Origin of the sequence: Chryseobacterium sp. C-71 (assembly GCF_020911865.1) — a bacterium.
GTDB lineage: Bacteria > Bacteroidota > Bacteroidia > Flavobacteriales > Weeksellaceae > Chryseobacterium.
Map to the genome: position 1 here is coordinate 639902 of NZ_CP087131.1, position 23151 is coordinate 663052.

The 23151-nt window shown below is 32.4% G+C and carries 20 protein-coding genes; 5 read left to right on the plus strand and 15 right to left on the minus strand.

Annotation, left to right across the window (positions count from 1 at the left end; all coding sequences use genetic code 11):
• Positions 1-9: 9 nt before the first annotated feature.
• From LNP04_RS02850 to gyrA, 6 genes are all read right to left on the minus strand, one after another.
• Entirely contained in the window at positions 10-1515 is a 1506-nt protein-coding gene (locus tag LNP04_RS02850; RefSeq protein WP_229985075.1) for a PH domain-containing protein, read from the minus strand.
• A complete protein-coding gene (locus LNP04_RS02855; RefSeq protein WP_229985076.1) occupies positions 1499-2044 on the minus strand; it encodes a PH domain-containing protein in 546 nt (181 codons plus the stop codon). The genes LNP04_RS02850 and LNP04_RS02855 overlap by 17 nt, the downstream gene beginning before the upstream one ends.
• Before the next feature lie 47 nt (positions 2045-2091).
• On the minus strand, positions 2092-2763 hold the full coding sequence (locus LNP04_RS02860) for a DUF2461 domain-containing protein (RefSeq protein WP_229985077.1): 672 nt from the start codon (positions 2761-2763) through the stop codon (positions 2092-2094).
• Positions 2764-2771: 8 nt separating this feature from the next.
• The gene (locus LNP04_RS02865) at positions 2772-3608 is read right to left on the minus strand and encodes a 1,4-dihydroxy-2-naphthoyl-CoA synthase (RefSeq protein ID WP_034676149.1); all 837 of its coding nucleotides are present in this window, start codon (positions 3606-3608) and stop codon (positions 2772-2774) included.
• Positions 3609-3789: 181 nt separating this feature from the next.
• A complete protein-coding gene (locus LNP04_RS02870; RefSeq protein WP_229985078.1) occupies positions 3790-4842 on the minus strand; it encodes a tetratricopeptide repeat protein in 1053 nt (350 codons plus the stop codon).
• Between the two features lie 28 nt (positions 4843-4870).
• Complete coding sequence (gene gyrA, locus LNP04_RS02875; RefSeq protein WP_229985079.1) at positions 4871-7465, minus strand: DNA gyrase subunit A; 2595 nt, start codon at positions 7463-7465, stop codon at positions 4871-4873.
• Positions 7466-7614: 149 nt separating this feature from the next.
• On the opposite strand from gyrA, the gene LNP04_RS02880 reads away from it, so the two are divergent.
• Positions 7615-7929, plus strand: coding sequence for a DUF4286 family protein (locus LNP04_RS02880; protein ID WP_047444144.1), 315 nt, complete (start codon positions 7615-7617; stop codon positions 7927-7929).
• Positions 7930-8001: 72 nt separating this feature from the next.
• On the opposite strand, the gene LNP04_RS02885 is transcribed toward LNP04_RS02880, so the two are convergent.
• The 9 genes from LNP04_RS02885 to LNP04_RS02925 form a co-directional block, all read right to left on the minus strand.
• A complete protein-coding gene (locus LNP04_RS02885) occupies positions 8002-8286 on the minus strand; it encodes a hypothetical protein (protein WP_229985080.1) in 285 nt (94 codons plus the stop codon).
• A 111-nt stretch (positions 8287-8397) separates the two neighbouring features.
• The gene (locus LNP04_RS02890) at positions 8398-8550 is read right to left on the minus strand and encodes a hypothetical protein (RefSeq protein WP_229985081.1); all 153 of its coding nucleotides are present in this window, start codon (positions 8548-8550) and stop codon (positions 8398-8400) included.
• 88 nt (positions 8551-8638) lie between these two features.
• Entirely contained in the window at positions 8639-9133 is a 495-nt protein-coding gene (locus LNP04_RS02895) for a GNAT family N-acetyltransferase (RefSeq protein ID WP_229985082.1), read from the minus strand.
• A gap of 3 nt (positions 9134-9136) precedes the next feature.
• On the minus strand, positions 9137-9649 hold the full coding sequence (locus tag LNP04_RS02900; RefSeq protein WP_229985083.1) for a DUF421 domain-containing protein: 513 nt from the start codon (positions 9647-9649) through the stop codon (positions 9137-9139).
• 109 nt (positions 9650-9758) lie between these two features.
• Entirely contained in the window at positions 9759-10166 is a 408-nt protein-coding gene (locus LNP04_RS02905; protein ID WP_229985084.1) for a hypothetical protein, read from the minus strand.
• A gap of 172 nt (positions 10167-10338) precedes the next feature.
• Positions 10339-11490 carry an HNH endonuclease gene (locus LNP04_RS02910; RefSeq protein WP_229985085.1) on the minus strand — a complete coding sequence of 384 codons (1152 nt, stop codon included), beginning with the start codon at positions 11488-11490 and terminating at the stop codon, positions 10339-10341.
• Positions 11477-13795 (minus strand): hypothetical protein, encoded by a 2319-nt coding sequence (locus LNP04_RS02915; protein WP_229985086.1) that lies wholly within the window; start codon positions 13793-13795, stop codon positions 11477-11479. The genes LNP04_RS02910 and LNP04_RS02915 overlap by 14 nt, the downstream gene beginning before the upstream one ends.
• A gap of 78 nt (positions 13796-13873) precedes the next feature.
• On the minus strand, positions 13874-16702 hold the full coding sequence (uvrA, locus tag LNP04_RS02920; protein ID WP_229985087.1) for an excinuclease ABC subunit UvrA: 2829 nt from the start codon (positions 16700-16702) through the stop codon (positions 13874-13876).
• 186 nt (positions 16703-16888) lie between these two features.
• Positions 16889-17335, minus strand: coding sequence for a hypothetical protein (locus LNP04_RS02925; RefSeq protein ID WP_229985088.1), 447 nt, complete (start codon positions 17333-17335; stop codon positions 16889-16891).
• A 609-nt stretch (positions 17336-17944) separates the two neighbouring features.
• Here LNP04_RS02925 and LNP04_RS02930 point away from each other — a divergent pair.
• From LNP04_RS02930 to LNP04_RS02945, 4 genes are all read left to right on the plus strand, one after another.
• A complete protein-coding gene (locus LNP04_RS02930) occupies positions 17945-19525 on the plus strand; it encodes a tetratricopeptide repeat protein (RefSeq protein WP_229985089.1) in 1581 nt (526 codons plus the stop codon).
• 266 nt (positions 19526-19791) lie between these two features.
• Entirely contained in the window at positions 19792-21228 is a 1437-nt protein-coding gene (locus LNP04_RS02935; RefSeq protein ID WP_229985090.1) for a hypothetical protein, read from the plus strand.
• A 344-nt stretch (positions 21229-21572) separates the two neighbouring features.
• The gene (locus LNP04_RS02940; protein ID WP_229985091.1) at positions 21573-22142 is read left to right on the plus strand and encodes a Crp/Fnr family transcriptional regulator; all 570 of its coding nucleotides are present in this window, start codon (positions 21573-21575) and stop codon (positions 22140-22142) included.
• Between the two features lie 323 nt (positions 22143-22465).
• The gene (locus tag LNP04_RS02945; RefSeq protein WP_229985092.1) at positions 22466-23146 is read left to right on the plus strand and encodes a type 1 glutamine amidotransferase domain-containing protein; all 681 of its coding nucleotides are present in this window, start codon (positions 22466-22468) and stop codon (positions 23144-23146) included.
• Positions 23147-23151: the final 5 nt, after the last annotated feature.

Below are 23151 nucleotides of genomic sequence, written 5' to 3' on the forward strand. Positions count from 1 at the left end.
AAATTTTATTTAATTATTCTTAGAATTTTCAATTTTGTAGATACAGTAATTCAGCAGTTTTTTGAGTTTTAAATAGTTTAAAGCTGCTATTTTAAAGCGTCCTGCAGAGGTATAAAAAGTGATTGTTCCTAAGTTTGTTTTCCGTTGCCAAAAATACTGAGAAATTTTCACAGTTTGAAGTTTTTCGACCTCAAAAGTTCGGTTATCGATGTCCCAAATTCCTGATTTTAATCTGATAAATTTTTCGTTGTAAAATAATTTTAAATTTAGAAACGAAATTAAAATCAATATTTCCGCTAAAACAATGTAAATGACCGCTAAAAACCAGTAGTTTATCCATAGTTTTTTTTCAATAATGGAAATTAAAAGCAGAGGAATCATAATCCACTGAAAAGTATTGACAACGATCAACCTGAAATTAGGCTTTAAATAATTTCTGAAAACAGGATTCTCATTCCAAATCGCTGAGATCAGTTTTACTTTTTCATGATTATTAATTCCGGGAACAGCTGCTACATTTTTTTCACCCTCTTCTTCATTCTTACCAATCTGAAGAAATTTCAGGTGAGAAATCTTCAATTTCTTCTGAATCCAGTTTTGTGTTTCGGTGACCACCTGCACTTTCGATTTATTGACAATCGAATTTCGGGTATTGAACAGTCCGTATTCAAAGGAAAAACTCTGGTTATTTTCAGTAATTTTAAAATTAAAGAATTTAATTAATGTACGAACCGTGTTAATTAGAATTCCGACAATGATCACAACCAACACAATTCCCAAAATAACAGGAATTGAAAATGCCAAAAACTGAGATTCTACAGTATCATAGTTTAAATCTGTATCAAATTCTGCTTTTTTAAGCAAGTTGGTAAGTTCAGAAAAACCATAAATTATCAAGCTTAACAATGCAAAAAAACTTTGAATATAATTTGCGGTGATTCCGTACTTTAAAATACTGAGCGTTGAAATTTTAATTGAAGGAAGTTCTTGAGTCTCTTCATTTTGAATTGTTTCATCTGATTCTTCGACGTTTTTTTCAATTCTTTTTTCCGTTAAAAGATATTTTTTTAGATCAATCGCATTTTGTTTCGTTAATGCCGAAATCTTCACTTCTTTTTCAGAGCTTCCCGGTGTGTCAATTTCAAGTTTATAAATATTAAAAAACCGATGAATAAAAGGCTGCGAGATATTGACTTCCTGAATGTTTTCTCTTTTAATTTTCGTTACCGAAGTATTGATAATTCCTTCATGAATAACAAATTCTTCATTTTCTTCGTCAATATAATATTTGAAATGATAGTATTGTAAAACCGCAGAAACAATCAAGATTGTGAGTAAAGTGATAATGGTAAGAATAATGATCCAAAGTTCTATTTTTTCTTTTCTGACAAAAAAAAGAATAACGAAAACCCACAGGTTTTTAATCACCATTCCGATATTGTACAGAAAAAGCAGAGCAATCCCTGTTTTAGACTGTCTTTGAGGTCGAAAAAAAGAGTTAAGCTTCTCCTCCATCTTCTGTTTTTTCCTTAGAAATACTTCTTCTGATGTGATTGTTAATTCCCTCTGCAATGTCTTCTGGCAGACCGTTGATGGTAATATCACCACCGCTCACTCCTGCGGTAAATACAGAAACCGATTTTAAATTTAATATTTTAGAAAACCAACCCTGCTCTACTTTGATGTGCTGAATTCTGCTAAAAGGAACAATGATGATACTTCGTTTCAGCCAACCGTACTGATAGACCAAATCCTTTTCACGAACTGCATATTTTCTAAATTTAAAACCAATGATTGTGTTCAGAAAAAGAAATACAATCATCAGAAAAACTCCAATCACAATTGCCCAAACTTGTAGAATTGTCAAATTAAAATAGAAGAAGTAAATAGCTGTAGAAACTGCTCCGACTAAAAAAACAGAAAATAAGGCAAGATTCAATAAAATAATCTTGAGATATTTTGGCAAGACTGCTGTCAGTTTTAAATCATTAAAATCAGGAATTTCAAGATCGAAAATCTGAGGGTTTTGAAAGTTTTGTTCCATTTAATTTAAATATTGAAGCTCAGTTTTTTATAAAAGTGCATCTTTATTTAAATTAAAGATGCACCATTTAAATCTGTTGTAAGAACCTCGCTCATGTAATCAAAAAAAGAACGCATTGCTAGAAAAGTGGCAATGACTTCTTTTTGAAAATTGTCAGAAAAAACCTCTTGATCAGAAAATTTTCTCATCACAACATATTGTTTTTTCTTGATTAAGTTAATAGCAGGATGATTTTTATCAAAACCTTTCGGAGCAATTTTCGCACCTTCTTCACCTTGTAATTCGCCGAAGTGTTCTACAAAAATTTTATCTGACGTAATTTTTCTGATTTCGGTATCATTCCTCTCAAACTCCTTTCGAATTCTAAGCAAATCTTCCGAGTTCGGACTCCAAAAACCACCTCCAACAAAACTGTTATTTGGTTCTAAATGAATATAATAACCACCTCTAAGCATTGGTTTTTTCCGAGATATCCCTGCACCAAAATTGGTTTTATAAGGCGTTTTATCTTTGGAAAAGCGTACATCTTTATAAATTCTAAAAATATGAATCTTTCCTAAACTATCATATTCTTCAAGTTGAGAATAAATTTGATCAAAAAAAATTTTATTTTCCTTTATAAGTGAATCATATTCTGATTTGTGCTCAGAAAACCAAACACGGTCGTTGTTTTTCTCTAGCTGCTTGAGAAATTCAAATCCTCTTTTCAATATGACCATATTATTATTTAAGAAATCCACTGATCTTTTCCGAAATCCGGTTTTCTCTTTTCGAGGAAGGCATTTCTACCTTCTTTTGCTTCTTCTGTCATGTACGCCAATCGGGTTGCTTCGCCTGCAAAAACTTGTTGCCCAACCATTCCATCGTCAGTAAGGTTCATTGCAAATTTCAGCATTCTGATGGAAGTCGGAGATTTAGCTAAAATTTCCTGAGCCCATTCGTAAGCAGTATCTTCCAGTTCGTCATGAGGAATTACGGCATTCACCATTCCCATATCGAAAGCTTCCTGAGCTGAGTAATTTCTTCCTAAAAAGAAAATCTCACGTGCTTTTTTCTGTCCGACCATTTTAGCCAAATACGCTGAACCATAACCACCGTCAAAGCTCGTCACATCAGCATCAGTTTGTTTGAAAATAGCATGTTCTTTACTCGCTAAAGTCAAATCACAAACCACATGAAGCGAGTGACCACCACCTACAGCCCAACCCGGAACTACTGCAATCACAGCTTTTGGCATAAAACGGATCAAACGCTGAACTTCAAGAATATTCAAACGGTGCCTTCCGTCTTCCCCAACATAACCTTGCTGACCTCTGGCTTTTTGGTCTCCTCCACTACAGAACGCCCATACTCCATCTTTCGAACTTGGTCCTTCTCCTGAAAGCAAAACGACACCAATAGAAGGATCTTCTGATGCATCATAAAAAGCATCATACAATTCTGAAGTTGTTTTGGGTCTGAAAGCATTACGGATTTCCGGTCTGTTGAAGGCAATTCTTGCCACACCGTTGCATTTTTTATAAGTAATATCTTCGTATTCCTTTACGGTTTTCCACTCGATCATTCTGTAAAAATTTTTCTCAAATATACGGAATTAGAGAGAGATTTCAGATTGATTTTTAAAGATAATAATGCAATATTTAAACTAAACTGATTGATCATTTTTAAGAAATCAAAACCGAAATACACATAAAAAAACCGAAACAAAATGCTTCGGTTTTATATGAATTCAAATGAATGAAATGTTATTTTGGCTGTTTAGCCTGAAGTGCAGCTTCTTTAGCTTTCATTTCTGCAGCTTTTGCCTGATTTTTTGTAATAACATAGATTTCTCTCAAAGTAGTAATGGCATCCATATTTTCTGGATTTGTCTGATGCCATTTTTCTGCATAAGGTAATGCTTTATTGAATCTTTCTTTTCTTGCCTCAATTAATGTTGTTGCCTTGTCCGGATCTGACTTTCTCAACGCATTTATACTTTCCACCGCCTTTGCATCATCTCCCAGTGACGTATAAACTAAATTCTGATATGAATTGTTTAACAACGCCGTGTTAGTTCCTGCAAGTTCAATTGCTTTTTGAAACGAAGCAATTGCGTCAGTTTCAGTTGCAGGAGTTTTCGCCTGTAGAACTCCTAAGTTATACCAATTGGTCGCATCATTAGGATTTTTAGCCAATTGCTCTTTCAGATTTGTTAAGAATTTATCTGTATTTCCGGTAGCATATAATGCAGAACCTTGATACTCTTTCAATTTAGCATTATCCGGAAATTTAGCCAACCCTTTTTCAATCAAAGCTAAAGCTTCATCATTCTTTTTAGCATTTAAAAGTAAAGTTGACAAAGTCTCATATAAATCTGGCTCTACACTTTTAGTCTGTTCAGTTTTAAAATCTGTATAATCCTTGGATTTTGTATTTTTTAAACCTTCCCAAATACCTTTATTTAAAGGTGTCACTTCACCAGTTTTTACATCCTTTGCAGTATATTGTGTCTGAACTCCTGTATATCCTGAGTTTATCAAATCAGTATAAATTTTAATCGACTCATCCACATTATTTGCAAGGGCATAGCTTAATCCTGCATAATACATATAGATTTTATCATCCTGACCACTTGTCTTCATTAAGTTGTAAACTTCTAAAAACTTTGGAGCCGCAACGGCATAGTTTTTTGCCTGATAAGCATCCATTGCTGCTTTATTAGAAGCTTGTAATTGCGCATTTACATCCTTTGCATCTTTCTGTCCGAAAACAAATGCTGATGAAATGATAGCTATACCTAAAATTAGCTTTTTCATAATAATAACAATTTTATTTTTATTTTAATTATTCTTCAGAAGTAGTATCTTCAGTTGTATCTTCTGAGCTTTCGTTCGCTGAATTATTTTCTATTTCAGGAGCGTCGCTATCTTCTGTAGGAAGAATTGCGCCTTCTTCGCCTTCTAAAAGTTCCTCTTCTTCCACTACATCTTTATCCATTTCAACTTTTGCGATGGCTGCAATTTCGTCATTCTTTTTCAGATTGATCATTTTTACACCCTGAGTATTTCTACCCATCACACGCATCTCGTTCATATTCATTCTGATCGCAACACCAGATTTATTGATAATCATCAATCCGTCGTCGTCTGTTACGTTTTGAATGGCAATAAGATTACCTGTTTTTTCAGTGATATTTAGCGTTATAACACCTTTTCCACCTCTGTTGGTAATTCTGTAATCTTCAACAGCAGTTCTCTTTCCATATCCTTTTTCAGATACTACAAGTACTGTGTCATTTTCGATATCGTTCACCACAATCATACCGATTGCCTCATCATTATCTTCCATGCTGATCCCGCGAACTCCAATAGATCCTCTACCCACTTCTCTCACTTTCGCTTCAGGGAAACGTATACATTTACCATTCTTCGTAGCAATCATGATTTCAGATGTACCATTTGTAAGGTATGCACCAAGCAACATATCATTCTCTCTAATTTCAATTGCATTTACACCATTTACTCTTGGTCTAGAATATGCTTCAAGAGAGGTTTTCTTAATTGTGCCATTTTTGGTTACCATTAGTACGCTCATTTGATTTACATATTCAGAATCTTTTAAGTTATTGGTTCTGATGTATGCTTTAATCTTATCATCTGGCTCGATGTTGATCAAATTTTGTACCGCTCTTCCTTTTGCAGTTTTAGAACCTTCAGGTATTTCAAATACTCTTAACCAGTAACATTTACCTTTTTCTGTAAAGAACAACATGTATTGGTGATTGGTTGCAGATACGATGTACTCTAAGAAATCTGAATCTCTCGTCGTCGCAGCCTTGTTCCCAACACCACCTCTACTTTGAATTTTGTATTCTGAAAGCAACGTTCTCTTCACATATCCTGCATGAGAAATCGTAAGAACTACCGCTTCGTTCGGAATAATATCTTCAATAGACATTTCACCTCCCGAATAATCGATTTCTGTTCTTCTTTCGTCGCCGTATTTTTCTTTAATTTCAACCAATTCATCTTTAATGATCTGGAATCTTCTTGGTTCGTTTGCCAAAATATCTTCCAAATTATTAATTTCTTTCATAATTGCTTCGTACTCATCACGGATTTTGTCAAGCTCCATTCCCGTCAAACGAGCCAAACGAAGGTCTAGAATCGCCTGAGCCTGAAGTTCAGACAAATCAAATTCCTGAATAATTCCTTCTTTCGCTGCCTGTGGATTGGCACTGTGACGAATAATCGCAATCGCTTTATCTAAAGAATCCTGGGTTCCGATCACCTTCATGAAACCTTCAAGAATATGTGCTCTTTCTCTTGCTTTTCTAAGCTCATACTCCGTTCTTCTTACGATGATAACGTGTCTGTGCTCAACAAAATGGTGGATGATATCCTTTAAATTCAACTGCTCCGGTCTTCCGTGTACCAATGCAATATTATTAACACTGAAAGAAGTCTGAAGCGAAGTATATTTATATAATAAGTTAAGAACAACATTAGGAATCGCATCGTTTTTCAATTCATAAACAATACGCATCCCGTTTCTGTCTGATTCGTCTCTGATTTCGTAGATACCCGGAATTTTTTCATCCTTTACCAACTCAGCAGTTCTCGCAATCATTTCAGCTTTATTAACCTGATAAGGAATTTCAGTTACAATAATTGCATTTCTATTGTGTACTTCTTCAAAGCTTACTTTAGCTCTTAAAACTACTCTTCCTCTTCCTGTATGAAAAGCATCTCTTACCCCGTCATATCCATAGATAATTCCACCCGTAGGAAAATCCGGAGCAACGATGTGCTGCATCAATTCGTCAATAGTAATTTCTCTGTTATCGATGTATGCTGTAATTGCATCTACCGCTTCAGATAAGTTGTGAGGAGCCATATTGGTGGCCATCCCCACCGCAATACCTGAGGTACCGTTTACCAAAAGATTGGGAACTTTTGTGGGCATTACGCTCGGTTCCGTCAAACTGTCATCAAAGTTATTTTGAAAGTCAACCGTTTCTTTATCAAGATCAGATAAAATTTCGTCTGAAATTTTCTTTAATCTTGCCTCGGTGTAACGCATTGCTGCAGGCGGATCACCATCCATTGAACCAAAGTTACCCTGCCCGTCAACCTGTGGATAGCGCAAGCTCCATGGCTGTGCCATTCTTACCATTGCATCGTATACAGAAGAATCTCCGTGTGGGTGATATTTACCTAAAACATCCCCTACGATTCTTGCAGATTTTAAGTATTTTCTGTTTGAAAAAACCCCTAATCCATACATACCATAAAGTACTCTTCTGTGAACAGGTTTCAAGCCATCTCTTACATCCGGTAAAGCTCTTGAAACAATAACGGACATTGAATAATCAATATAAGATGACTTCATTTCATCAACGATGTTGATAGGAATCAATCTTTCTCCTTCTCTTTGCATATATAACTTTTATTGTAATGATAATCAGATGTTTAAAAAACAACCTGAAAACTATTTAATTTGAATATTTAATAACGGGCTAATTTACGAAAATTTTACCGATTTTTGCCGAACTATTTATTCAAATAATCTTAAAAATTCTTAAAAATATGAGCGTATTGAGCATTACTTTCCATTGTACAAAAGACAATATCGAAGAATGGGAAAATTACGTGGATGACACCTTGGTTTTGATGACAGAAAATCTTTTGGATGTCGAAAAATATATCCTCTCTGAGGTACACAGCGACTTCATTGAAGACGGAAAAAACTATAATCTTCTTTTGATTTTTGATGATGAAGAAAAAAGAACTGAGTTTATGGAGAGTGAACTATTAAACATCTCTGAAAGAATCGAAAAAAAGTTCGGACAGGAAGTAATGATATTTAATACTTTTTTAAATCCTAAGAAAAAGAAAATCTAATTTATATTTTAGACAAAATCTTTTCAAGCTGATAAAATAAATAGGCTGTCTCATTTCTGAGACAGCCTATTTTTATAAATTAACCACAACAACCGGTCTGCTATGATAAACACGGGGTTGTCTGTATCTTTTGTGAGTATAATGCCTGTAAGGTCTCGCAGGTCTGTAATAGTGTTTCTTATAATAATGCCTTGGAGCCTTATGGTACGCTACTCTTTTGTACTTCATCTTGTGATGGCCACGATGATGATGTTTGTACGAGTGAGGATGATGGCGTTTTTGGGTAGGTTCTGCCTGATAAAATGCAACTGCAAAAATAACTAAGAACACACCAATTACTTTAGATAACAACTTCATAATGATAAAAATTTCAAGTTAACTTCTCAAAAAATGCAATGATAATGCCAAAAATTGAGAAAGATTATAATCGTATAACGAAATAATTTCTAAAATCATATGTGTAGAACCTTATCTATTTCTGTTTTTTGGATGAGCTTCTTTCAGTTTTTCTACTTTTTTATCGTGTCCTGGTGGCATCGGTCTTTGGCTTGGATGTGGAACACATGATGAAAAAAATCCCGCTAAGATTAGCATTGCGACTGTATTTTTAAGAAATTTCATAATCAAATTATTTTAAATTAATAATCTGAATGATACAATCAAAATGCCAAAAGACTACTTATCCAAACCAAAAAAAAATTAGTGAGATTTAAAGTACAATTTCACTTCTCCTTTCAAGCATGACCAAATCTTTCCATTCTCCGTGAAGCTTTCCTACTTTCTCACGGACACCAACCGTTCTAAAACCGTTTTTTAAATGAAATTTTATAGAAGCTTCATTCTCCGGGAAAATATTGGATTGTAAAGTCCAGAATCCGTGGTTTTCACTGTCGACAATGAGCTTTCTTAATAAAAGTGACCCTAAACCTTTCCCGACATAATTCTGATCAAAATAAATACTTACCTCAGCGACCCCTTTGAAACATTCTCTTTTACTTACAGGCTTCAAAGCGCACCAACCAATTACCTCACTGTTTTCGTTTTCCAAAACCCAGCGACAGTCGTTGATAAAGCTTGTATTCCAGACCTCAACATTGGGAAGTTCGGTATCGAAAGTTGCAATTCCGCTATCAATGCCCTGTTGAAAAATTTCCATCACACGGGTTTCGTCTTTAGGAAGCATTTCTCTTATTTCGTAGTTCATTTTTTAATGATATTTTCTTTTATTTTTTCTTTTAATTCTCGAATAATGGGTCTGTTTATCTTTTTGATCTTCAGAGATCACACTGATATTTCCATCGACTTCCAAAATCGAAAGCTTCACATTTTCGATACTTTCAATTCCGTGTTCTCTGATGGATTCGTTCAATTCATCAAAACTAATTTTTACCTTTCGCAAAGCCACATGATCTACAACTCCGTCTTTCACTAAAATCACAGGATCTGCTTCCATAAAACTTGCAAACGAAGGGCTTGAAAACATGAGTCTTTTTAAAATAAAATTTGCAGCAAACAAAACCAAGGCAGCTACAATTCCGCCTTCCAACGAAGTGTTTTCACCTACCATTGCGTTCTGAACAGCATTTGAAATTAAAAGCAGCAAAACAACATCTCCCGCATTCAGTTGTGAAAGCTGGTTTTTCCCAAACAGACGAATGGCGATCACCATAAAAAGGAAAACGCAGAGGGAGCGAATAACAACATCAAGAATGGGATTCACGGTGTGGAAAATTTAAATTCAAATGTATGCAATTACAGGAAATAAAAAAACTGCTTTTTCAAGCAGTTTAGGGAAATTGTATATAGTTTGTTTGATCAATTATTTCAATTTATCTGTGGGTAATATCAACAGTCACAGGCATCACATAAGATGAGGCAATCATGTTTTCATTAAGTTTTCTTGCATCAATTTTAAACTGAAGATGGCTTAAAACATTTTCAATTTCTTTACTTACATTTTTACAATCACCTTTTGAACGTACATTCACGATTTTTCCATTGTCAGCAATATCAAATTTGACTTCAGAATTTACGATTCCCTGCTTGTAATCAGAATTTGTAAAATCGAAATTTGCAATCAACAGATTTCTGATTTCATTAAAAGCATCATTTTTATTCAATTGAACTTCCTGAATCATATTATTGTTTGAAGTTGTCTGAGCTTTTACATTTCCTACAATTGCTGTTAATCCTAATGCGAAAATTGAAGCAACGAATATTTGAATTTTATTTTTCATAAACATTTGATTTTAAATTAGATATTAAATTTGTTTTGATTTCTAATTCAAAGATATAAAAAAATATTCATACTAATTTCACATTGAGTTAACATTGGGTTAACATTGTGGTTTAAACAACTGATAATCAATTAATTAAATTTTTAAAATAATTGAATTGTTAACATTGGAGTTAAATTATGCCTAATTGTTTGGCGATATCTTGCTTATATTTTTCGAAAGGTTCATTGTTTGACTCAAAACATTCTTTACCAAAAAGATCTTCTTTTATGGATTGTTCATCACATTTTAAAAGATTTGCAATTTCTCTTATTTGCGAATCAGGGTATTTCTTTCTTTTATCTATCATTTTGAATGAAATGCCTTTATGAAATTCATACCTTGGTCTTAGTTTAAAAATGTCTATGAACTGATCAACACTAGATAAATTATCTTTATTTTCAATCCTTATATCAACATCCTTGATTTCTTTTATTTCCTTAATTTTTTTTTCAAATTTAATATCATCTACATCAAATTTCATTTTAAATTTTATTAACTCATTGAATTCAAATTTATCAGACGTTGGGCTTATTTTTTCTAATTCTTCATTTGGTATAAATTCTCTTTGATGTTTAAATTTAGAATTGCATGAATAACAAGATGGAACAAGATTAAAAATACTTAGTGACAAAAAAGGAAATTTATTTTTCGGCAAAATATGATCTAAAGTAAAATGATTTTTTTTTATTGTTATATTTTCCAAATCAAGTCTTTCCGTATTGGATATTGTTTTAGAATTAAATTTATTGAAAGTCCATTTATAAAATTCTGGAGAGATTTCTTTTGACCAATTAATAATTTTATTTCCAAATCTCTTATTTATTATTTCTTCGGCTTCATTTTTTTTTATTTTTGGTATAAACATTAAAACTTCATAAGGAGCTTCTAAATAAAATTGATTTAATGAAGAAAATTTTAAATTTTCCTCTATCGTGTTTATAAAATCAATATTACAGTAATGACAAGTTTTCATTTCTATATCATTATCCATCATAAATTTAGAGATCTTAGGTTGCTTTAATTCATATTCATATATTATTTTACCCTTTTTTCCTTTCTTAAAATAAGAATTTAGCTTTTCTATTTCTTTATTTTTAATATCATTCAGACTAATAATTTGTAATAACTCACTGAAATCAGCAGTTAAAAGCTTTTTTAAATTCCAACCAAAAGCTACTTTCTTTAAAATTTCATCAATTTCACCTTCTTCAAACTTTTCTTTTATTAAATTATAGTAAGCTAATTTAAAGACATCCTTTTGTGGGTAATTAATTTTTCTCATTTTTCAGTTGGTCATTAATGATTTTTAATTTTTCTTCTAAATCCGCTCTCTCATGTTCCAATTCTTGTTTAGTTTTGTTTCTTGGAATATTAAAATGTTTAAATAATTCTTCTAAATGATTCTTCAATATGTTCCTAACATAATCTTCTCCAATCAAGTTTATTAATTTTTCATACTTTTTTATTTCTTTTTCAAAATCAATAGGTTTTTCAGTTTCATTCAGTTTTATTGTATTTTTGTAAAGCTTTAAAAACTCATTAATTTTACTTGTAACAAAAGCTCCTTTTGTGTCTGTAATAAAAAAGCCATCAGTAAGCATTTGATGAACGTTTTCTCCAAATGTGTTATCTCCTTTATAAGAACTTGGTTTTGATTTTCCATTTTCCACCTCCAAAAACAAGACATTCTGCTTAGGAATATCTGATAAAATAAAAGGCGAATGTGTGATGAAAAGGAGGTTCAGATTTTGATTTAACTGCTTGACAGAATTTAATGCTTTAAGTAAATCATTAATAAATTTTCTTTGAAAATCGGGGTGGGCATACAATTCTATTTCATCAAAAATAATGTTCACATTATTATAATAAATAAGTTTCTTATCATTTTCTCTTTCTCCCCTTTCATGATCTGCTTTAACAGATTTCAAATTTCTTAAATGATAAATAACAGAATGAATGCTAAATATTTTTTGCTTTTCACCAGAGCTAAAATTGTCAAAATTATTCTTAGAATGAGGATTATTTTCAAAATAATAATTTACTTTGAAAATTGATGGTAAAGATTCTTTTATAGAAAATTTATGTTCAATTTCAATTGTCTTAGCCTCATCTAAATATTTATATGGTTCCATTAATTTCTGAAAGGGTTCATCAATTTTTTTATAAAGGACTTCAATATTCATTAATTCAGTATTTTTTTCATAAAGATCAGCTTCATCCAAATACAAATACTTCAAAAAAAACAAAGCTTGTCTAACTTTATCTGTATTATGGCTTGGATCTTGTTCAATAGCTTTAAAATAAGAAGTTAATTTTTCTTTGTTATTAATTGATAATCTTCTTTTTATTATTATAGAATCATAATATGGAACTTCAACATCGTTACTTTTAAAACAATCATTAAAATCATTATAAACTGAATAATGGCGCATCCTGATCAGTTTAGAAATAATATAATCACGTATGAATGGATAGAAAAAATGATTTGTATTTATCGTAATTACTTCATCTTCATAAAATATTGAAAAAATAGAGTTCAAAATTTCAAGTTTATCCTCTTCCGAAATATCTAGCCATTTATTTTTCTTATTTTCTTTATCCCAATCATGCCATTCTTCTGGTTTATCATCATTAATACCTGAAAATTTAAATTCATTTAGCTCAATGCTTAGATACTTTACTTCTTTTCCTTCCGAAATAGTACGCAATGAAGGTTCTTGAAGAATATTGACTAAAAATCTTGATTTTGAGAGTTCTTTTTCAGAATTGATGTCGATATTTCCCTCTTCTCTCATAGGATTAATTACTACAGGTAATTGATAACCATCATTTTTATGAAAAACACCTTTTAACCATTCTCCAGTTTCCAATGTATTGTAACCATAATGAGAATAATTGATAACCATTGTGTAGAAAAAGTCTTGGAAAAAATGTAATTCTTCACGACTAATTTTTAAATGTTCTATTTCTTGTCCAGATTTTAAAATTTCCTTCGAAATATCAAAATTTTCTTTTTTGAAAATATCATTATTTTTTTGAAAATCTGTTATTATAATTTCATTGTCTTTTAATGTAATTTTTCTAATTTTCTCTCTAGCATTGCTTCCAAAACATTTTAACTCCTCACTTTGAATTATACAAGGTTTAGCCTTATGTGTAATAAATAATTCAACATGAATGTCTTTTAAATCCTGTATTTTACTATTATCAAAATTGGCAATCAATTCATTCCGTCTTTCTTCATTAGAATCATAATACAGGTTTTCAGTTTTAATAAAATCATTCTTTATTTCTAAAGACAATTTTACTACAAAAGCAACCATTAACTCCACCAAAGCACTCTTCCCACTTCCATTTTTTCCAACAATAGCTGAGATATTAATTTTTGTTTTGAAATCTCCGTCTCCTTGATAATAAAGTTCCTCGGGTACGGTTTCATTATACTCAATAGAGTTTACATTTTCATCCTTATCTTGGATAAACTTATAATCATTACAAAATTGGTAGATCTGATTCGGAGTTAAGTTTTTAAGAAATTTTGGATTACAACCATCTAAAGGCCTAATCGCTAAAAGTTTAAAGCTCATGTTTATTAGTTTTTCCCAAAAGTAAATAAAAAAACCACAATTTACATTGTGGTTTTCCTTATTATGTGACTAATATTTTTACATCTCCTTCTTCAAATACTTCCCAGTCAAACTCTTCTTCGACTTAATAATTTCCTCCGGAGTTCCTTTGGCAATAATTTCACCACCGTATTTTCCGCCTTCTGGACCAACGTCAATAATATGATCTGCCAATTTAATCACATCCATATTATGTTCGATGATGATGAATGAGTTTCCTAATTCTACCAACTTATTAATGGCATCCATCAGAATTTTTACGTCTTCAAAATGAAGTCCGGTTGTGGGTTCATCAAGAATATATAAAGTATTTCCTGTTTGTCTTTTTGCTAATTCTGTTGCCAGTTTGATACGCTGCGCTTCACCTCCGGAAAGTGTGGTTGATTGCTGTCCCATCGTGATATAACCCAAACCTACGTCCTGTAAAGTTTTCACTCTTGCAAAAATCTTAGGAATCGGCTGGAAGAAATCTACCGCTTCATCAATCGTCATATCCAAAACATCGGAAATCGATTTTCCTTTGTAGCGAACTTCCAACGTTTCTCTGTTGAAACGTTTTCCGTTGCAGGTTTCGCAATGCACGTAAACATCAGGTAAAAAGTTCATTTCAATGACTTTCAAACCGCCTCCTTGACAAGTTTCGCATCTTCCGCCTTTTACGTTGAAAGAAAATCTTCCAGGTTTGTAACCACGGATTTTACTTTCAGGCAATTCAGAAAATAAATTTCTGATGTCGGTGAACATTCCTGTGTAGGTTGCAGGATTTGAACGGGGTGTTCTCCCAATCGGAGTCTGATCAACATCCACAATTTTATCAATATTGTCGAGACCTTCTATTTTTTTGTAAGGCAAAGGTTCCTGAACGGCTCTGTAAAAATGTTTGTTCAAGATCGGATACAAAGTTCCGTTAATCAGGGATGATTTTCCGCTTCCTGAAATTCCTGTCACAACCACCAATTTTCCTAACGGAATATCAAGGGTTACATTTTTAAGATTGTTTCCTGTAGCACCTTTTAAGACGATACTTTTACCATTTCCTTCTCTTCTGACTTCCGGAATGGCAATTTTTCTTTTTCCGTTGATGTAATCTGCTGTGATGGTGTCTGCTTTCAGTAGATCTGCAGGTTTTCCCTGCCAAAGAATTTCTCCACCGAATTTTCCTGCTCTCGGACCAATATCCAAAACCTCATCGGCTTCCATAATCATGTCTTTGTCGTGCTCTACCACCAAAACAGAGTTTCCGATGTCACGAAGATTTTTAAGTGATTTGATTAGCCTTTCGTTATCTCTCTGGTGCAAACCAATACTTGGTTCATCCAAAATATACAGAACATTCACCAACTGAGAACCGATCTGCGTTGCCAAGCGGATTCTCTGAGATTCTCCTCCCGAAAGCGTTTTTGAACTTCTGCTCAGACTTAAATATTCCAAACCGACATCCAGTAAAAACTGAAGTCTGGTTTCGATTTCCTTTAAAATCTCGTGAGCGATAATTGCATTTTTCGGCGAAAATTTATCTTTTACATCTCTCAACCAATCTTTCAAATCGGTTAAACTCAAACCATTGATCTCAGCAATATTTTTTCCGTCGATTTTAAAACTTAAACTTCCCGGCTGAAGACGAGTTCCTTTACAATCCGGACAAGTTTCTTCGGTTGTAAAATGCCTTTCCAGCAAAACACCTTCATAAGACTCTTTTTCGTCAATGATTTCTTCCATAAAAGGAATCAAACCATCAAAGCTAATTTTTATCTTTTTGGTAATTCCTGCATATTTCAGGTCTTTATTAAATTCTTTGTGACAGCCGTTGTATATATAATCCAACGCTTCTGCAGGAATATCTTTAAATGGAGTCGTCAATCCTAACCCGAAAATTTCAAGAATATTTTTGATCTGTGCTAAAATCCATTTATTCGATTTAATATCTTCCAGAGGCAATAAACCTCCCTGATTGATCGATAATTTAGGATTTTCGACAAAATAATCGGTGTTGATTTTCTTGATAGTTCCTAAACCTTTACAGCTTGGGCAGCTTCCTTTCGGAGAGTTGAACGAAAAGGTATTCGGTTCCGGTAAAGCCAATGAATGACCTGTTTCGGCATCCATTAAATTTTTTGAGAAATATTCAATCTCTGTACTTCCCAACTTTTGAATTCCGATTACGCCTTCACCCATTTCCATTGCAGTTCTTAGTGATTTCTCCATTCGGGTTTCAGAGGCAGATTCACCGATGATCCAACGGTCGATGACGATGTCGATATCGTGAGTTTTGTAACGGTCGAGTTTTAAATCATATTCAATATCCTGTAATTCACCATCAATTCTGGCTTGTCCGTACCCCTTTTTAGCCATCTGAACAAAAAGTTCATGATAATGACCTTTTCTCGAACGAACAACAGGTGCCATCAACATCAACTTTTCACCTTTATAATTTTCTTTAATCGTATCAAGAATCTGATCTTCGGTATAGCTTACCAATTTCTTTCCTGAAGACAATGAATAAGCATCTGAAACCCTCGCAAACAAAAGTCTAAGATAATCGTAAAGTTCTGTCACCGTTCCAACCGTTGAACGTGGGTTTTTGTTGGTTGTTTTTTGCTCAATGGCAATTACGGGAGATAATCCTTCGATTTTATCAACATCGGGACGTTCCAAACCTCCTAAAAACTGACGTGCATAAGCAGAAAATGTTTCGATATAACGACGCTGACCTTCGGCAAAAATGGTATCAAAAGCCAATGACGATTTTCCGCTTCCGGAAAGTCCGGTGATGACCACCAGTTCGTTGCGCGGAATTTTGACATCAATGTTTTTAAGATTGTGTTCTCTGGCTCCGTAAACTTCTATATATTCTTTTGATTCACTCATAATTTGGGGTGATCTTACATGAAAATCACGATTTGCAAAATTACGGAATTTTATGGAATTTATTGAGTTAAAAATCGTCTGGATTTAAACAGAACCTCATCATTTTTTTTAAATTTTAAATCTAAAATACAGTGCACCATTATCGTTTAACTTAATCAATTTATTTAAATTTAATTAAAAACGTTTTTAAGAAATTTCACTATTGATCTTCTCTTTTAATAAGGTTAAAACTTTTGTGATATTAGTAATCTGTTGGTCATTATACCATTTTAATGATAAACTGATATTCTTCTTTGCTGAAGTTCCATTATCAAAAGTTATAACTAAAATATACGTGAACATACATCTTTTTATTTCAAAATCTTTAAAATAAATAACAGGCATTTCTACAAATGGACGTATGTAACCACTCTTGAAAACAGAATATTTTTTAAAAGAAATACATTCTCCCGAATATTCAAATTCGCAATAATTAAAAAATATAACAAAACATAAGATTGCATTTGCAATACATATCATGAAAATCTGAAAACATCCCTTTAAAACAACAATTGCGATGATGATTAATATGATGTAAAGAAATAGAAGATAAAATCTAATATTTCTAACGTTATTTTTGTTATTAATTTTCATAACAAGATATAAATTTTGATTAAAAAAAATCACTCGTTATTTATATAAACCAGTGATTTTTGGTATTGAAAAATTGTATTTGAGTACTTAGGTTTGTAAAATTACAAATATCGAAGGACAACAAATTTTTCTACTCCAATCGTTTTCAGGAAAATAAAGACTTGCATTTTCGTTATAATTCTATTTTAAAATTCATAAAATTTTTTTTTTATAAAAACCTCATAATTAGTGAATTAAAAGACAAAAATTATTATTTAAACTATTCATTTTCGGGAATACGTCAAACTCTTTCTTTTATAATTATTTACAAAACCATATTTTTATTGAGGTAAAATGATATGGATTATAACTCTTATTATAATAATCTGATACTAAATTCAATCATAATTCTAAACTAGTTTAGAATTATGATTAATGTATAGAGTATACAATTTCATATATCAAATGTTTAACGATTTCTAACGATAGGATTTTTTATTAATCATTAATCAGATAGTTTCCACTGCAATCTCTCCTATCTTAACAAATATTAAATTACAATCACAATTTTCACATTCAAATAACACTAAATTTGGAATTAAGATGCAAAAGCATTAAAACTAATAATATATGGTTAAAAATCTATCAATACTCTCATTGTATTTTGTAATAGCTATAATTACAAGCAATCTAAAAGCACAAGATCCTGAGAAATACAATCGGATGTACAACAAGACTTATTTGGAAACCGCTCAAAAGGATTTTAAAAAAGCTTTAGAAATTGCAGATTCTCTTTATAATATTTCAGAAACTCCAAAATTTAAAGCCAAAAGCCTCATGCTTTCTGCAACGCTTATACAACAATCTGGTAATGATAGAAAATCTTTAGAATATGCATTAAAGGCTGAAGAGTATGTTAGAAATTCTGATGATTATTTATGGCAATCAAAAATATATGGTTTTCTATCATCTCAATATAGGAGTCTGGGATTGTTTAACCAGGCTAAAGACTATATCCATAAGTCTGAGTATGTGATTAAAAAAATTAATAGTACATCTGTCGCAAGTAATATGTTGGGGTTTGTGATGCAGGAAAAAGCCTATTGTGAAATAGAGTTTAACAGTTATAAAAGAGCTTTATATTATGTAAATCAATCGAATCATCTTTTTAAAATTATTGGAAACAAAGAACCTACGCTTATTGCTAACAATTACCAATTAGAAGGGCTCTGCAAATATAAGCTAGGTGATTATGAACAAGCACTAAGTCTTTACCAGAAAGCAGAATCAATTTTAGCTCCAATGCCAGATAATTATTTAAAAGGTTTAATTTTCAGCGGAATTGCACAAGTATACATTGAAACAAAAAATCTTGATAAAGCAAAATTTTACCTTGATAAAGCAGAAAGTATTGCAGAACAATCTAACTATCTGAGCTTAAAAGATGAAATTTATAATACTTCTCAGCAATACTATTTTGCTACAAAAAACATCGAAAAACTAGCTGAAGTAAAAATTAAACAAGACTCTACAAAAGAAAAAATATCTTATAACACAGCTGCTTTTATCGACAAAGAATATTCTGACTCACAACAAAAACACAAAATTGAAGAAAAAAAATCTCACAGAAACAGCCTTATATTTATTCTTCTTATAATACTTTTTTGTATCTGTATTATTGTGGTTTTTATTAAAAGTTCGAATTATAAAGCAAAACATACAAACATCAAAATAAACACAAAACAAATCCAAGATAATAATATTCAGAAAGTTATAAATTTAGAAGAAAGTACAGATAAAGAAATCATCAATAATTTAGATTTTGAGCAGCCTGCAATGATGACGCCTGCAACCGAGAAAAAACTGCTTGCAAAACTTGAAAAATTTGAAAATTCTACTTTATTTACTCGAAATTCTATATCACTTCCCTATCTCGCCACCTACTGTGACACCAATACCAAGTATTTGTCTTATGTGATTAATAATTTTAAGCATAAAGATTTTAATAATTATATCAATGAATTGCGAATAAAATATATTCTTGAAAAACTCAAAAGCGATTCTAAATACCAAAAATATAAAATAGCAAGTTTAGCCGATGAAGCAGGTTTTTCTTCTCAGAGTAAGTTTGCGATTGCATTTAAAAAAATCACAGATACTTCCCCGTCACATTATCTTCAGGCTTTAAATGAAGAAAAATTAAATAATTAACATACAATAAGCACCTATTTAAAACAACAAATTTCGAGAACAAAAAACATTACAAAATAAGATATAAAATACTTAAAATCAATACTTTGAAATTCGATTATAATCACCCATTTTCCTGAATACTAGCCAGTAAATATTTGTAGCAGTAACTCAACAAAGCTACTTTTGAAAAGTCACAAAAACAATTCATACGGAAATAATAAATCTCAGCTAAAATGAAAAAATACACACGATAATAAAATACAGTTCTAAAAATTTACAAACAAATGAAAAAACAATTTATTCTCTTAAGCAGTCTCATTACCGGATTTGCTTTTTCCCAAGTAGGTATTAACACCGAAACTCCCAAAGCTACGTTAGATGTAATGGCATCCCCCTCAGACATTACAAAAATCGATGGATTTATTGCTCCCAGACTCAAAGGTTCTGAACTAAAAGCTAAAGATGCTAATTATGACACTCAACAGACCGGCGCTATTGTTTACATAACTGAGGCTTTGCTTTCAAGTTCTACAACTACAAAGACTGTTAATGTAACAACATCCGGCTATTTTTATTTTGATGGTAATATATGGCAAAAAATGAATGGGGATTCTGTTGCAGCTGCAAACCCTTGGAATTTAGAAAACACAACAACCGCAGCCACAATAAATACCCAAAATATTTATCAAAATGGTAACGTAGGTATTGGTGATTTTGCCGCAATAAAACCGCTTGCAAAATTTGATATTAGAGGCAATATGCGTGGAGGTATACCTCATGCTGATGAACTTAACGGAACATCTATACCTGGTGTAAATTCTTTAGCTTATGGCGTAGAAAACAGAGCTTCTGGAGAAAACTCTACTGTACTTGGTTGGAGAAATAATGCAAGTGGTATAAGAGCTCAAGCAATTGGATCATTTAATATTGCTAGCGGCCCATATTCATTATCAATGGGAGGAAATCAATCAGAGGCTACCGGAGATTATTCAGTTGCCATAGGACAAAATGCGAAAGCTACTGGTTATTATTCATCCGCATTTGGCATGAATCCTACATCGAGTAATATATTCAGCATGGCTATCGGTTTAAATGCCGTGGCTAGTGGATTATATTCGCTTGCCTTAAGTACACACACTGCAACTGCGAGTGGAGATCAGTCTGTAGCAATAGGCGCCTATACAACTGCCGAAGGACACGCTTCAACAGCAATGGGAAGACAGACACTTGCAGCCTCATTTGTTGGAACCGCAATCGGAGAAAGAAACGCCATCCGCACTGGGTCTCTTACTTCTGCACCCGTTTCCACAGATGCTTTATTTCAGATAGGTAATGGTAATTCTTATACACCACCTTACACTTTCAACAATGCCATGACTGTACTTAGAAATGGTAACACTGCAATAGGCGTAAGTGGTGAAGAAGATGATGCAAAACCAACTGAATTATTAGACTTAGGAGGTGCTCAGTTTGCAGGCAGAGGTGGTCTCAGAATCCGAAATATCAATGCAACGGCTTACACCGGAACATCGGCAGACAGGATTGTAGTTGCAACTTCTACAGGTGTTATAAAATCTGTAACAAGAGCGTCGGTTTCCGCAGCAGATTTTAATTTTAGTACACTTCCAACGTATGCTAATGATGCAGCTGCGGCTACAGGTGGTTTGGCAGTTGGTAAGCTATACAAAACAAGTACCGGCGAAATCAGAATTAAATTATAAACAAATTATCATACCACAATAATTCTCATTATAAACAACTTGAAATTTAAAGTTAAAAAAAATACATATCATATAATCAGATTAATTATTGTAAAACAAAACTGTCATTAACTTTTTAGTTAGTGACAGTTCTTTAATATATATATTGTAAAAAAAGATTGTATCCTCATAAGTAGTTATTACAGGATATTCTATTTCGTCGATTGCTTAAATTTTATTGAGCAAAAAGTAGATACCAACAAGAAACTCTTTTTCACCTGTTTCTTTTCTGTAATCTTATCAAGAATCATTATCTTTTATCTTCATCAATTTTATCTAAATTTACAGTGTATTAATAAACATTCATGAACAGATTACGGCAGCATATCGAAGAAATAACCAGAATTACAGATGAAGAATTTGAATCTATTAAAAAATTTTTCACACTTAAGAACGTCCGAAAAAATCAGTTTCTGCTTCATGAAGGCGATGATGTACAATTTGAATTTCTGGTTTTAGATGGAATTTACAAAGTATTTTATCTTGACGAAAACGGCAAAGAGCACATTGTACAGTTTGCAAAAAAAAATTGGTGGATGACCGATTATTCCGGTTACTTTAAACAGAATAAGTCAGCCATGTTCGTAGAATGTCTCACTGATGGTGAAGTTCTCTGTCTTACTTTAAAAGGAAGAGAAAAATTATCATCAGAATTTCATAAAATGGAACATTTTTTCAGGGTCAAACTTACCAACGGTTATGTTGCTTTGCAGGAAAGAATACGACTTTTGTTATCGAGTACACCTCAGCAACGATATGAGGAGTTTTCAAAACTTTATCCCGATCTCATGCTGCAAATTCCAAAGAAATACATTGCAGAATATCTTGGAGTCAGTAGAGAGACTTTAAGCAGGTTGTATTCGAATACTAAATAATTAATTTATGATTTTTAATCATAGTATCTTATTTTAACACAAAGCACACGAAGATTTTTTAACTACTAACTGCTTTTAAGTTACACAAAGCCGTTTGACTTCGTCGAATCTTCGATTTCACTTATAAAAGCTCACAAAGTTTTTTTCAGTTATGATATATTGTCAACAATAAGTATAAAATTCAAGTTTTAAAATATTCAAAGGTTTGGTGTGATTTCGGTCACACTTTTTTTGTGACTTCCCTCCTTCAATTGAGGCTTTGGATCGACATACATTTGCTATAGAAATTTAAACAAAATAAAAATCAATTAAAATTTTAAAATATGAAAGCAAAAGTATTAATAATTGTATCCAATGCAAATGCAATCGGTCAGAATCACAGAAGAACCGGAACATTCTTATCTGAAGTCGCACATCCTTATGCAGAATTTGAAAAGGAAGGCTATCAAATTGATTTTGCAAGCTTAACGGGTGAATCTCCATTTTTAGACGCATTAAATTTAGCCAGCGATCCTGATAATTTGAAATTCCTTACAGGTAAAGGTTGGGAAGATATGCACAAAGCTGCAAAATTATCTGAAGTTGATGTCAACAATTATGATGCAGTTTTCATTCCTGGTGGTCTGGCTCCGATGGTGGATATGCCTGAAAATGCAGAATTAAAAAAGGTAATCACTGATGCTTATGAGAGAAATGCAGTTGTAGGAGCTGTTTGTCATGGTCCTGTTTCTTTATTGAATGTGAAATTAAGTGATGGAAGTTACTTGGTAAATGGTAAAAATATCACTTCTTTCACCACTGAAGAAGAAGATAACTACGCAAGAGCAGATGTTCCATTTGATTTGCAAACGGCTTTAACAGAACAAGGTGCTATTTTCCATGCTGCGGAAGCCTGGTCTGCCAACAGTATCGCTGACGGAAACTTGGTAACCGGACAAAATCCTGCCTCTGCAAAGGGTGTCGGTGAAAAAATGGTTTCGATTTTAGAATCTAAAAAATCATAATTTAA

Coding starts and splice junctions, on each gene's coding strand:
- LNP04_RS02850 (WP_229985075.1), bottom strand. CDS start 1,515: ATGGAGGAGAAGCTTAACTCTTTTTTTCGACCTCAAAGACAGTCTAAA.
- LNP04_RS02855 (WP_229985076.1), bottom strand. CDS start 2,044: ATGGAACAAAACTTTCAAAACCCTCAGATTTTCGATCTTGAAATTCCT.
- LNP04_RS02860 (WP_229985077.1), bottom strand. CDS start 2,763: ATGGTCATATTGAAAAGAGGATTTGAATTTCTCAAGCAGCTAGAGAAA.
- LNP04_RS02865 (WP_034676149.1), bottom strand. CDS start 3,608: ATGATCGAGTGGAAAACCGTAAAGGAATACGAAGATATTACTTATAAA.
- LNP04_RS02870 (WP_229985078.1), bottom strand. CDS start 4,842: ATGAAAAAGCTAATTTTAGGTATAGCTATCATTTCATCAGCATTTGTT.
- gyrA (WP_229985079.1), bottom strand. CDS start 7,465: ATGCAAAGAGAAGGAGAAAGATTGATTCCTATCAACATCGTTGATGAA.
- LNP04_RS02880 (WP_047444144.1), top strand. CDS start 7,615: ATGAGCGTATTGAGCATTACTTTCCATTGTACAAAAGACAATATCGAA.
- LNP04_RS02885 (WP_229985080.1), bottom strand. CDS start 8,286: ATGAAGTTGTTATCTAAAGTAATTGGTGTGTTCTTAGTTATTTTTGCA.
- LNP04_RS02890 (WP_229985081.1), bottom strand. CDS start 8,550: ATGAAATTTCTTAAAAATACAGTCGCAATGCTAATCTTAGCGGGATTT.
- LNP04_RS02895 (WP_229985082.1), bottom strand. CDS start 9,133: ATGAACTACGAAATAAGAGAAATGCTTCCTAAAGACGAAACCCGTGTG.
- LNP04_RS02905 (WP_229985084.1), bottom strand. CDS start 10,166: ATGAAAAATAAAATTCAAATATTCGTTGCTTCAATTTTCGCATTAGGA.
- LNP04_RS02910 (WP_229985085.1), bottom strand. CDS start 11,490: ATGAGAAAAATTAATTACCCACAAAAGGATGTCTTTAAATTAGCTTAC.
- LNP04_RS02915 (WP_229985086.1), bottom strand. CDS start 13,795: ATGAGCTTTAAACTTTTAGCGATTAGGCCTTTAGATGGTTGTAATCCA.
- uvrA (WP_229985087.1), bottom strand. CDS start 16,702: ATGAGTGAATCAAAAGAATATATAGAAGTTTACGGAGCCAGAGAACAC.
- LNP04_RS02925 (WP_229985088.1), bottom strand. CDS start 17,335: ATGAAAATTAATAACAAAAATAACGTTAGAAATATTAGATTTTATCTT.
- LNP04_RS02930 (WP_229985089.1), top strand. CDS start 17,945: ATGGTTAAAAATCTATCAATACTCTCATTGTATTTTGTAATAGCTATA.
- LNP04_RS02935 (WP_229985090.1), top strand. CDS start 19,792: ATGAAAAAACAATTTATTCTCTTAAGCAGTCTCATTACCGGATTTGCT.
- LNP04_RS02940 (WP_229985091.1), top strand. CDS start 21,573: ATGAACAGATTACGGCAGCATATCGAAGAAATAACCAGAATTACAGAT.
- LNP04_RS02945 (WP_229985092.1), top strand. CDS start 22,466: ATGAAAGCAAAAGTATTAATAATTGTATCCAATGCAAATGCAATCGGT.